At 73.9% G+C, this 11013-nt stretch carries 11 protein-coding genes; 2 read left to right on the top strand and 9 right to left on the bottom strand.

The window, feature by feature from the left end; all coding sequences use genetic code 11:
- Window positions 1-602: 602 nt before the first annotated feature.
- From ACSNOK_RS24415 to ACSNOK_RS24375, 9 genes are all read right to left on the bottom strand, one after another.
- Window positions 603-845, bottom strand: a complete 243-nt coding sequence (locus tag ACSNOK_RS24415; protein WP_436782906.1) for a hypothetical protein — start codon at window positions 843-845, stop codon at window positions 603-605.
- The gene (locus tag ACSNOK_RS24410; RefSeq protein ID WP_436782905.1) at window positions 845-2227 is read right to left on the bottom strand and encodes a sulfate adenylyltransferase subunit 1; all 1383 of its coding nucleotides are present in this window, start codon (window positions 2225-2227) and stop codon (window positions 845-847) included. Before ACSNOK_RS24410 ends, ACSNOK_RS24415 begins: the two co-directional genes overlap by 1 nt.
- A 2-nt stretch (window positions 2228-2229) precedes the next feature.
- Window positions 2230-3147, bottom strand: coding sequence for a sulfate adenylyltransferase subunit CysD (gene cysD, locus ACSNOK_RS24405; RefSeq protein WP_436782907.1), 918 nt, complete (start codon window positions 3145-3147; stop codon window positions 2230-2232).
- 5 nt (window positions 3148-3152) lie between these two features.
- A complete protein-coding gene (gene cysC / locus ACSNOK_RS24400; protein WP_436782904.1) occupies window positions 3153-3686 on the bottom strand; it encodes an adenylyl-sulfate kinase in 534 nt (177 codons plus the stop codon).
- A gap of 44 nt (window positions 3687-3730) precedes the next feature.
- Window positions 3731-4414 (bottom strand): phosphoadenylyl-sulfate reductase, encoded by a 684-nt coding sequence (locus ACSNOK_RS24395; protein ID WP_436782903.1) that lies wholly within the window; start codon window positions 4412-4414, stop codon window positions 3731-3733.
- Window positions 4401-4574 (bottom strand): hypothetical protein, encoded by a 174-nt coding sequence (locus tag ACSNOK_RS24390; RefSeq protein ID WP_436782902.1) that lies wholly within the window; start codon window positions 4572-4574, stop codon window positions 4401-4403. Before ACSNOK_RS24390 ends, ACSNOK_RS24395 begins: the two co-directional genes overlap by 14 nt.
- The gene (locus tag ACSNOK_RS24385) at window positions 4571-6277 is read right to left on the bottom strand and encodes a nitrite/sulfite reductase (RefSeq protein ID WP_436782901.1); all 1707 of its coding nucleotides are present in this window, start codon (window positions 6275-6277) and stop codon (window positions 4571-4573) included. Before ACSNOK_RS24385 ends, ACSNOK_RS24390 begins: the two co-directional genes overlap by 4 nt.
- 243 nt (window positions 6278-6520) lie before the next feature.
- Entirely contained in the window at window positions 6521-6604 is an 84-nt protein-coding gene (locus ACSNOK_RS24380) for a putative leader peptide (protein WP_351506350.1), read from the bottom strand.
- Window positions 6605-6673: 69 nt separating this feature from the next.
- Complete coding sequence (locus tag ACSNOK_RS24375; protein ID WP_436782900.1) at window positions 6674-7375, bottom strand: GNAT family N-acetyltransferase; 702 nt, start codon at window positions 7373-7375, stop codon at window positions 6674-6676.
- Window positions 7376-7518: 143 nt separating this feature from the next.
- Between ACSNOK_RS24375 and ACSNOK_RS24370 the strand changes: the two genes are divergently transcribed.
- Together ACSNOK_RS24370 and rsgA are read left to right on the top strand one after the other, a co-directional pair.
- Window positions 7519-8769: a YihY/virulence factor BrkB family protein gene (locus ACSNOK_RS24370; protein WP_436782899.1), complete on the top strand. Its 1251-nt coding sequence runs from the start codon at window positions 7519-7521 to the stop codon at window positions 8767-8769.
- 204 nt (window positions 8770-8973) lie between these two features.
- Complete coding sequence (rsgA, locus tag ACSNOK_RS24365) at window positions 8974-10080, top strand: ribosome small subunit-dependent GTPase A (protein WP_436782898.1); 1107 nt, start codon at window positions 8974-8976, stop codon at window positions 10078-10080.
- The last annotated feature ends 933 nt before the right edge of the window (window positions 10081-11013 follow it).

Raw genomic sequence — 11013 nt, 5'->3', positions numbered from 1 at the left:
GGGCTGAAGAGGAGGGTGCGGCACGGGCGTTGCGTGGACGTTGCACGGGCGTTGCGCGGTGGTGCGGCGTGCGGCGGCGGGGGGTGGAGGCGGTTCGTACCGCCCGCGCGGGCCGCGTGGCCCGCGCGCTCCGGGTGCTCCGGGTGCGCCGGACGGCGGCCGTGCGAACGCCGTGCGGCGGACGCGGCGGCCCGGCCCGTACGACGACCGGCCGGAGCCGTACGTCGTACGGGCCGGGCCGTACCGGCCGTACGCGCCGTCGGCCCGGCAGTGGCCTCCCGAGGCCGGGGCTTTCCCGTACCGCGCGACCGGCGGGACGGACGCCCCCCCCGGCGCCGGAGGAACCCCGGCCGAGGTCGGCTCCGGCTGACGGACGAGCCCCCGCCACGCCCGTCACCCGGCCACCGCCGGAGCGACTTCCGCCGGACCTGCTTCCGCCGAACTGGCCTCGGCCGACCCGGCTTCCGCCGACCCGACCTCGGCCGACCCGACCTCGGCCGACCCGACCTCGGCCGACCCGACCTCGGCCGACCCGGCCTCCGCCGGCTCCGCTTCCGTCGGCTCGGGCTTCGCCGAACCGGCCTCCGCCCCGCCGTCCGGCGTCACCCGGTGTGCGGCGCGGAGCGCGCGGCCGCACATCGTGCGACGCCGCCTCGGCCGCTGCCGAGCGTTCCGCCGCCGACGCGGCCGCCCCGGCGTCGGAAGGTCGCGAAGGCGTCCGTGGGGACCTCCCCGAAACCGTCTCCGAGGCTCGCCGCGAAGATGCCCGCCGACGTACCCGCGAGGCTGCCCGTGACGATGCCCGCGAAGGTGTCCGTGGCCGGCCCCCCGCCGTCCGTCGTCATCAGAAGTCCCAGCCGTCGTCGTCCGGGGTCTGGGTCGCCCCGGGCGTCGCCCCCGGTCGTCCCGGCGTCGCCGCCGCGAAGGCCGGGCCCGCCATGCCGGCGGTCAGGGTCGTGCCGTCGGCCGGGTCGATGAGCAGGAAGGCGCCGGTGCTCCGGGACGCCGCGTAGTCGTCCAGTGCGAGCGGCTCGGCCGTGCGCAGGACCACGCGGCCGATGTCGTTGGCGTCCAGCGCGCCGGGGGACGGCCGCAGGGCCAGGTCGGCCGGGTCGAGGCGGGACGGCAGCGCCTTGACGACGGCCTTCACCGTGCGCGTGGTGTGCTTCAGCAGCACCCGGTCGCCCTCCCGCAGCGGCCGGTCGGCGACATGGCAGACGGTCGCCTCGACGTCCCGGACGGGCGTCGGCGCGCCGTCCGCCGGGGCGATGAGGTCGCCGCGCGCGATGTCGAGGTCGTCCGTGAGCCGCACGGTCACCGACTGCGGTGCCCAGGCGACGTCCACCGGTGTGCCGAGCGCGTCGATCGCGCTGATCGTGCTCGTCCGGCCGGACGGCAGGACGGTCACCCGCTGCCCGACGCGCAGCACGCCGGAGGCGATCCGCCCGGCGTAGCCGCGGTAGTCGGGGTGGTCGGCGGTCCGCGGGCGGATCACGTACTGGACGGGGAACCGGGCCGGGTCGCCGGTCGGGTCGGCGATCACCGGGACGGTCTCCAGGTGCTCCAGGACGGTCGGACCGCCGTACCAGTCCAGATGGGCCGAGGGCGTCACCACGTTGTCGCCCGCGAGCGCCGAGACCGGGATCGCGGTGACGTCGGGGACGCCGAGCGACCCCGCGTACGCCGTGAACTCCCCGGCGATTCGGGCGAACACCGCCTCCGACCAGCCCACCAGGTCCATCTTGTTGACCGCAAGCACCAGGTGCGGGACGCGCAGGAGCGCGGCCACGGCGGCGTGCCGGCGGGTCTGCTCGACGACGCCGTGCCGGGCGTCGACGAGGACGAGCGCGAGCTCGGCGGTGGACGCGCCGGTGACCATGTTCCGGGTGTACTGCACGTGCCCGGGCGTGTCCGCGAGGACGAACCGGCGGCGCGCGGTGGCGAAGTACCGGTACGCGACGTCGATGGTGATGCCCTGCTCGCGCTCCGCCCGCAGCCCGTCGGTCAGCAGCGCCAGGTCGGGCGCGTCGTGGCCGCGGTCGCGGGAGGCGTGCTCGACCGCCTCCAGCTGGTCGGCGAGGACCGACTTGGAGTCGTGCAGCAGCCTCCCGACCAGCGTGGACTTGCCGTCGTCGACCGAACCGGCGGTGGCGAAGCGCAGCAGTGAGGTGGCGGCGGCGGGTTCCGTGGCGATGCCGGCGAGGCCGGTGGTGCCGGAGATGCTCATGATCAGAAGTACCCCTCGCGCTTGCGGTCTTCCATCGCGGCCTCCGACAGTTTGTCGTCGGCGCGCGTCGCGCCCCGCTCGGTGAGCCGGGAGGCGGCGATCTCCTCGATGACGCGCTCGACGGTGGCGGCGTCCGACTCCACGGCGCCGGTGCAGGACATGTCGCCGACCGTGCGGTAGCGCACCAGGCGTCTCTCCACCCGCTCGCCGTCCCGGGGGCCGCCCCACTCGCCGGGCGTCAGCCACATCCCCGACCGGGCGAAGACCTCCCGCTCGTGGGCGTAGTAGATCGACGGGAGTTCGATCCCCTCGCGGGCTATGTACTGCCAGACGTCCAGCTCGGTCCAGTTGGACAGCGGGAAGACGCGGACGTGCTCGCCGGGGGAGTGCCGGCCGTTGTAGAGGTCCCACAGCTCCGGCCGCTGGCGGCGGGGGTCCCAGCCGCCGAACTCGTCGCGCAGCGAGAACACCCGCTCCTTCGCCCGCGCCTTCTCCTCGTCCCGCCGGCCGCCGCCGAACACCGCGTCGAAGCGGTGCCGTTCGATGGCGTCCAGCAGCGGCACGGTCTGCAGCGGGTTGCGGGTGCCGTCGGGGCGCTCGCGCAGCCGCCCGTCGTCGATGAACTGCTGGACGGACGCGATGTGCAGCCGCAGCCCGTGCCGGGCCACGACGCTGTCGCGGTAGGCCAGCACCTCCGGGAAGTTGTGCCCGGTGTCCACGTGCAGCAGTGCGAACGGCAGCGGTGCCGGCGCGAACGCCTTCAGCGCCGTGTGCAGCATGACGACGGAGTCCTTGCCGCCGGAGAACAGCAGCACCGGACGTTCGAACTCGCCCGCCACCTCCCGGAAGACGTGCACGGCCTCCGACTCCAGCGCGTCGAGGTGCGACAGGGCGTACGGGCTGTCACCGCGAGCCGTCACCGCGCTCACAGCACTCCCCTCTCCACCAGCAGCGCGTGCACCGCGTCCGCCGACTCCGCCACCGTCCGCTCGTGGGCGTCGATGCGCAGGTCGGGGTCGTCCGGTGCCTCGTACGGGTCGTCGACCCCGGTCAGGCCGGTCAGTTCGCCGGCCGCCTGGCGGGCGTACAGGCCCTTGACGTCCCGTACCGAGCAGACCTCGACAGGCGTCGCCACGTGCACCTCCAAGTAGCCGGTGCCCAGCGCCTGGTGGCGCTTGCGCACCGCCTCGCGGGTGTCGGCGTAGGGGGCGATGACGGGCACCAGGACCGTCACGCCGTGGGCGGCCAGCAGTTGGGCGACGAAGCCGATCCGCCGTACGTTGAGGTCCCGGTCCGCGCGGGAGAAGCCGAGGCCGGCGGAGAGGAACTCGCGGATCTCGTCCCCGTCCAGCACCTCCACCGGGCGTCCCTCGGCCCGCAGCCGGTCCGCGAGCGCGCGGGCGATCGTCGTCTTGCCCGCGCTCGGCAGGCCGGTGAGCCACACCGTGGCACCCGTCATCCGGTTCTCCCAGGGGTTGGGTACGTTCCGTCCGTGCGATCCGCTCATCCGTGCAGCCCGCACTCGGTCTTGGCCCGGCCCGCCCAGCGGCCGGCCCGGGCGTCCTCGCCCTCCCGCACCCGGCGGGTGCAGGGCGCGCAGCCCACGGACGCGTACCCGTCCATGAGCAGCGGGTTGGTGAGCACGCCGTGCTCGGCGACGTACGCGTCCACGTCGTCCCGCGTCCAGCGGGCGATGGGCGAGACCTTCACCTTGCCGCGCCGGGCGTCCCAGCCGACGACGGGCGTCCCGGCCCGGGTCGGGGACTCGTCGCGGCGCAGCCCGGTCGCCCACGCGTCGTACGCCGTCAGGCCCGCCTCCAGCGGCCGGACCTTGCGCAGGGCGCAGCACAGGTCCGGGTCGCGGTCGTGCAGCGCCGGGCCGTACGCGGCGTCCTGCTCGGCGACGCTCTGCGGCGGGGTGAGGGTGACGACGTTGACGTCCATCACCGCCGCCACGGCGTCGCGCGTCCCGATCGTCTCCGGGAAGTGGTAGCCGGTGTCGAGGAAGACGACGTCCACACCGGGGCGGACGCGGGAGGCGAGGTGGGCGACGACCGCGTCCTCCATGGAGGAGGTGACGCAGAAGCGGTCGCCGAAGGTGTCGACGGCCCAGCGCAGGATGTCCGGCGCGGGGGCGTCCTCCAGTTCGCGGCCCGCGCGGAGGGCGAGGCGCTCAAGATCGGTCATCCGGTCCTCCGGAGATGCCCCGGGACAGCAGCCCCAGGAACTTCAGCTGGAACGCCCGGTTGCAGGCGGCGCACTCCCAGGCGCCGTGGCCCGTCTCGTTCGGGCGCAGGTCCTCGTCGCCGCAGTACGGGCAGTGGAAGGGGACGGCGCGTTCGCTCACGACAGCTCCTCCTCGCCGGCCCGGGCCGCCCAGGCGGCGAAGCGTTCGCCGTCCGCGCGGCCGGCCAGGTAGCGGCGGAGCACCCGCTCGACGTAGTCGGGGAGCCCGTCCGAGGTCACCTTGAGGCCGCGCACCTTGCGGCCGAATCCGGCTTCCAGGCCGAGCGCCCCGCCCAGGTGCACCTGGTAGCCCTCGACCTGGCGTCCGTCCGCGTCCGTCACCAGCTGGCCCTTGAGACCGATGTCCGCCACCTGGATACGGGCGCAGGCGTTGGGGCAGCCGTTGAGGTTGATCGTGAGGGGCTCGTCGAAGTCCGGGAGGCGGCGCTCCAGTTCGTCGATGAGCGACGCGCCGCGCGCCTTGGTCTCGACGATCGCCAGCTTGCAGAACTCGATGCCGGTGCAGGCCATGGTGCCGCGCCGGAACGGGGAGGGGGCGACCCGGAGGTCCAGCGCCTCCAGCCCGGCGGTCAGCGACGCGACCCGGTCCTCCGGCACGTCGAGGACGATCATCTTCTGTTCGGCGGTGGTCCGCACCCGGCCCGAGCCGTGCGCCTCGGCCAACTCCGCGATCTTCGTCAGGGTGCTGCCGTCCACCCGGCCGACGCGCGGCGCGAAGCCCACGTAGTACCGGCCGTCGCGCTGGCGGTGGACGCCGACGTGGTCGCGCCAGCGCTCGGCCGGCCGCTCGGGCGCGGGCCCGTCGGACAGCGCGCGGCCCAGGTACTCCTTCTCCAGCACCTCGCGGAACCGTTCCGGCCCCCAGTCGGCGACGAGGAACTTCAGCCGCGCCCGGTTGCGCAGCCGCCGGTAGCCGTAGTCGCGGAAGATGCCGATGACGCCGCCGAAGACGTCCGGCACGTCCTCCAGCGGCACCCAGGCGCCGAGCCGGACGCCGATCTTCGGGTTGGTGGACAGCCCGCCGCCCACCCACAGGTCGAAGCCCGGCCCGTGCTCGGGGTGGCGGACGCCGACGAACGCCACGTCGTTGATCTCGTGGACGACGTCCAGCAGCGGCGAACCGGAGACCGCCGCCTTGAACTTGCGCGGGAGGTTGGAGAAGTCCTTGTTGCCGATGAAGCGACGCCCGATCTCCTCGATGGCCGGGGTGCCGTCGACGATCTCGTCCTCGGCGATGCCGGCGACCGGCGAACCGAGGACGACGCGTGGGGTGTCGCCGCACGCCTCGGTGGTGGACAGGCCCACGGCCTCCAGCCGCCGCCAGATCTCGGGGACGTCCTCGATGCGGATCCAGTGGTACTGGATGTTCTGGCGGTCGGTGATGTCGGCGGTGCCGCGCGCGAACTCCTGGGACACCTCGCCGATCACCCGGAGCTGGGCGGTGGTCAGCCGGCCGCCGTCGACGCGCACCCGCAGCATGAAGTACTCGTCGTCCAGCTCCTCCGGCGCCAGGACGGCGGTCTTCCCGCCGTCGATGCCCGGCCTGCGCTGGGTGTACAGGCCCCACCAGCGCATCCGGCCGCGCAGATCGGCGGGGTCGATGGCGGAGAAGCCCGCCTTGGCGTAGATCGTCTCAATACGTGTCCGTACATTGAGACCGTCGTCGTCCTTCTTCACCTGCTCGTTGGCGTTGAGCGGGGTGAAGTGGCCGACGGCCCACTGGCCTTCGCCGCGGTGACGGCCGGTCTTGCGGCGGGGTGTCGCCGGCGCGTCGGCTGCGGGGGGTTGCGCGGTGGCGGCCATGGCGTTCTGTCCTTCGGCAGGTCCGCCCGCCGGACCGGCGCCGCGTACCCCGGCGGCACGCCGGCCCGGCCGGCCGGCGCCGACCCCCGCGCTAAGGCGGTACGGCGGCGCTGACCTGCGGATTCGGCGAGCGGCAAGGGTGGGAAGGGTGCAGCGGACGGCCCGAGAGCGGACGGTATCGGCTGGGGCCCGCCGGTCCGCGCCTTCGGGGACGGCGGTGGGGAAGCGGTGGTGCTGAGGCTGTCAGCCCGCTGGACAGATGGCGCTGGACACGCGGCCGAGGTCGACGTGACGCCGACTCACCAAGGCAACTCCAGCTCGTGACATGAGGGAAGCGTGGCACGGGCGTTCGGCGGCAGTCTACTGTTCTCCGTATAGTGAGATGAGTCGTCTTGCTCAGTGAGACGAGATGGGGTGAGCCGTGCGGTCCGGATGGGCGCCGGGCCAGGGGCCGGGGGCCGGTACGTCCGGCTCGTCCTCCGTCTTCGTCGCGAAGAGAGTGAAGCCGCGCCGCTCGTAGTTGGCCATGGCGTGCTCGCCGTCCTTCGAGCAGGTGTGCAGCCATACGCGCCCGGTCGGCGGCAGCTCCGGCCACCGCTCGGCCAGGTCCCAGGCGCGCCGCACACCGTGGGTCAGGAGGTGACCGCCGATGCGCCGGCCCTGGAAGGCGGGGAGCAGCCCGAAGTAGACGATCTCCACGGAACCGGCGGGTCCGGCCGACGAGGGGCCGGGATCCGGGCGAGAAGCCGTGCCGGCTCCTCCGAACTCCGGGCCGGGGGCGCCGGGCGCCAGCTCCACATAGCCGGCCGGCGTCCCCCGGTCGTACGCCACCCACGTCTCCACGCCGGGCCGGTCCAGGTACTCCCGCCAGCGCGCGTACGACCAGCCCAGCCGGTCCGTCCAGGCGTAGTCGCCGCCGACGGCCGTATAGAGGAACCGGCTGAACTCGGGCGACGGCACCTCCGACCGGACGAACCGGACGCCGGGGCCCGGCCCGGGGGCGCCGGCGGGGGCGAGGTCGTCCGGTGCGGTCATGTGGAGCGACCAGGTGGTCACCGGAGTCGTCCTGGTGTGCGGGGCGGTCGATCTGTTGTCCATGGCCTCACCCAACCACGCCCCACGCGACTCCTCCGAGCACCCCCTCACCAGGCCGTCCGGGCTGCTCCGCGCGGTCGTCGAGGGTGCTCCGCGCGGTCGTCCGGCGGATGAACGGACCGCTCGCGGACGGATACGGTTAGGGCGTGCAGGAAGCAACAAATGAACCACCGGGGCAGCGGAAGGGCCGGCTCCACCGAGCCAGGGCCCTGTACCGAAATGTGTCGAAACGCAGGATGGCGTGGCTGCTCCTCAAGGACACGGTCAATTCCTGCATGGAGTACCGCGTCACCGGCCTCGCCGCCGAAGCCGCGTTCTTCACGCTGCTGTCGCTCCCACCGTTGCTCCTGGGCTTTATGAGCCTGCTGGGCTACCTGGACGACTGGACCGGCACCCACACCATCAGGAGTCTCCAGAACAACATCATCAACGCGTCCTCGGCCGTCCTGTCGGACCGGGGCGTCAACCAGATCACCGTGCCCCTGCTCAACGACGTACAGAACGGTGCCCGCCGGCCCGAGATCGTCTCGGTCGGTTTCGCCATCGCCCTGTGGTCGGGCTCGCGGGCGGTCAACGTGTTCGTCGACACCATCACGATCATGTACGGGCTGGAGGGCCGGCGCGGCATCGTCCGCACCCGGCTGCTGGCCTTCCTGCTCTACATCGTCGCCCTGCTGATCGGGGCGGTGGTGATGCCGCTGATGGTGGTGGGGCCTGAGGCGGTGGAGAACATCGTGCCGTGGAGCGCCGGTGTGGTCCAGGTCCTCTACTGGCCCGTGGTCCTCGTGCTGTCGGTCACCTTCCTGACGACGCTGTACCACGTGTCGGTGCCCGTGCGGTCGCCGTGGCGGGAGGACATCCCGGGGGCGCTCGTGGCCCTCACCATGTGGGTGATCGGCAGCTTCCTGTTGCGCATCTACCTCACCCACACGGTGGAAGGCCTGACGATCTACGGCTCGCTGGCGGCGCCCGTCGCCGTCCTGCTGTGGATCGGCGTCTCCGCCTTCGCGGTGCTCGTGGGCGCGGCGGTCAACGCGGCCATGGACCGGGTCTGGCCGTCGGTGACCACCGCCGCGGCCCGCGCCGAGGCGGACCGCCGGAAGGCCGCCGCCGCGGCGGCGCTGGCGGCCGAGCGGGCGGCGCTCGCGATGGTCCACGAGTACGAGGACGATCCCGAGGACTTCTCGGAGGACGGGCTGCGGGACCGGGAGCCGCCGTCGGAGTTCCCGGAGCGGTGGGCGCAGTTCCTGCCGCCCGAGGACGTGCGGACCCGGCTGCAGCACGTACGGGCGGAGCGGTCGGAGCGGTCCGAGAAACAGGGCAAGGGCGCGGCGAAGGGGGGCAAGCCGGGGAAGGGCGAGCACCAGCCGAAGCACGCGAAGCACCGGAAGCGGTAAGGGGCTTCGCGGCCGGAGGCCGGGCGGCGCCACGGTGTGCGGGGCGGGCGGCTTCCCGATGTCACGGCGGCACAGTGCCCAGCGGCACCGTGCGGCGCGCGGAATCAGGAGGTGAGCCCGGGATGACTGTCACCACGGCGGCCACGACGGCCCGTACCCGGCGATCGACCACTCTCACCTTCCTCCTTCCTAAGGAACACCGCGTTGTCCGAGCAGTTCACGTCTCACCCCCTCTCCCGCTACGGCTGGGACGAGGGATTCGCTGACGCCTTCACCCCGTACGCCGCCGAGGGCCTCGTCCCCGGCCGGATCGTCCGCGTCGACCGCGGCCGTTGCGACCTGGTGGTCGCCGACGAGACCGCCGACGGCGGCGTCCGTACGGTGCACGGCGACGTCTCGCTCGTCACCACGGGCGACCCCTTGCGCATCATGTGCACCGGCGACTGGGCGGCCGTCGACCTGACGACGGGTCAGGTACGGGCGCTGCTGCCGCGCCGCACGGCGTTCGTGCGGTCCACGTCCTCCCAGCGGTCCGAGGGGCAGGTGCTCGCCGCCAACGTCGACCTGGCCCTCATCGCCGTACCGCTCTCCGCCGACCTCGACCTGGGCCGGGTGGAACGCTTCCTGGCGCTCGCCTGGGAGTCCGGGGCCGAGCCCGTCGTGGTCCTGACCAAGGCGGACCTCGTCACCGACCCGGCCGTGCTCGGCCACCTCCTCGCCGACACCGAGACCGCCGCGCCGGGCGCCCAGGTCTTCGCCGTCAGCGCGGCCACGGGGGACGGCGTCGACGTCCTCACCGCCGTGCTCGCCGGGAGCACGTCCGTCCTCCTCGGCCCGTCCGGCGCCGGCAAGTCCACCCTCGCCAACGCGCTGGTGGGCACCGACGTCCAGGACGTCCAGGCGATCCGCGACCGCGACGGCAAGGGCCGCCACACCACGACCACCCGCAACCTGCTGCCCCTGCCGGGCGGCGGTGTCCTCATCGACACCCCGGGGCTGCGCGGCGTCGGCCTCTGGGACGCGGAAGGCGGCGTCTCCCGCACCTTCTCCGAGATCGAGGCCCTGGCGGCGGACTGCCGCTTCCACGACTGCGGCCACGACAGCGAACCCGGCTGCGCGGTGACGGCCGCCATCGAGGACGGCACGCTGAGCGCCCGCCGCCTCGACAACTACCGCAAGCTCCTCCGCGAGAACCAGCGCATCGCGGCCCGCACGGACGCGCGCCTGCGCGCTGAGCTGCGGCGGGAGTGGAAGCAGCGGCATGCGGAGGGGATGCGGATGGTGGAGCTGAAGCGGGGGCGCTCGCGCTAGGCGGGGTCGGCGGGGGCGCCCGCTGCGCGGGCTGCCCCTGGCTGCCGCCGGCTGGGGTCCGGCTGCCCCCCGGCTGGGCCCGGTTGCCCTCGGGTGGGGCCCGACCCGGTGAGCCGGCCGCTGCGGGGCGCGCCGGGCTCCGGCGGGAGCATCCGCCGCAAGTGAAGGAAAACGCGGCCTTCGGCGTGAGAGGGCGCAGGCCGGGAGATGTGGTCCCCGGGCGGGCGGGGATGGTCCCACCTCGTGGAAGACCCACCTCTGGAACCGGTCGTGGTCCCCGCGCGGGCGGGGACGGTCCGCCCGCTAGCGCCGGGCTGTGGTGTCCCGTCAGTGGCCCCCGCGCGTGTGGCGGTGGTCCGCCGTCGACCCGCAGGGCATCGGGCACTTCGTGGTGGTCCCCCGCGCGGGCGGAGATGGTCCTCGGCCTACGCGCCCGGTGTGCGTGCACATCAGGTGGCCTCCGGCGTGTGGGGCTGGTCCGGAGCGGTCCGCCATGGAGCGGAACCACCCCCAGTGGTCCTCGCGCGGGCGGGGATGGTCCGTACCTCGTGGGCGAGACGGAGTAGCTGCTCCTGTGATCCCCGCAGGCGTGGGGATGGTCCGTACGGGCAGGCCAAGGGCGACGTCCAGGCGGGGGGATACCGAAGGCCACGGAGCCTGGTGGTCTTCGGGCCGTAGGCCGTCGTGTCCCCGCGTGCGCGGGGGTGGTCTTGCGGTGGTCGGTGCGGGGCACCGTGCAGAAACGGCGGTCCTGCTCGTGCCGGGTCGCCCAGCAGGCAGGTGCCGGGCCGAGCCCGCAGCCTCGCCCCCGTGCGGGCCGGGCTGTCGGCCCGGCTCCGTCGGCGACGGTCGTCGCCTCCACGGGGCACCCCGGGCCTCAGGCTGCCGGGGGCCGGCCCGCACCCCTTCCCGGCCCACCGGCCCCCGCCGAAC

Origin of the sequence: Streptomyces sp. URMC 126, from assembly GCF_051386555.1 — a bacterium.
Taxonomy (GTDB): Bacteria; Actinomycetota; Actinomycetes; order Streptomycetales; family Streptomycetaceae; genus Streptomyces.
This window is presented reverse-complemented; position numbering and strand designations above follow the sequence as displayed.

What these genes read in the sequence shown, in the direction of transcription:
- ACSNOK_RS24415 (WP_436782906.1), bottom strand. Translation starts at nt 845, where the DNA reads ATGACGACGGACGGCGGGGGGCCGGCCACGGACACCTTCGCGGGCATC.
- ACSNOK_RS24410 (WP_436782905.1), bottom strand. Translation starts at nt 2,227, where the DNA reads ATGAGCATCTCCGGCACCACCGGCCTCGCCGGCATCGCCACGGAACCC.
- cysC (WP_436782904.1), bottom strand. Translation starts at nt 3,686, where the DNA reads ATGACGGGTGCCACGGTGTGGCTCACCGGCCTGCCGAGCGCGGGCAAG.
- ACSNOK_RS24395 (WP_436782903.1), bottom strand. Translation starts at nt 4,414, where the DNA reads ATGACCGATCTTGAGCGCCTCGCCCTCCGCGCGGGCCGCGAACTGGAG.
- ACSNOK_RS24385 (WP_436782901.1), bottom strand. Translation starts at nt 6,277, where the DNA reads ATGGCCGCCACCGCGCAACCCCCCGCAGCCGACGCGCCGGCGACACCC.
- ACSNOK_RS24380 (WP_351506350.1), bottom strand. Translation starts at nt 6,604, where the DNA reads ATGTCACGAGCTGGAGTTGCCTTGGTGAGTCGGCGTCACGTCGACCTC.
- ACSNOK_RS24375 (WP_436782900.1), bottom strand. Translation starts at nt 7,375, where the DNA reads ATGGACAACAGATCGACCGCCCCGCACACCAGGACGACTCCGGTGACC.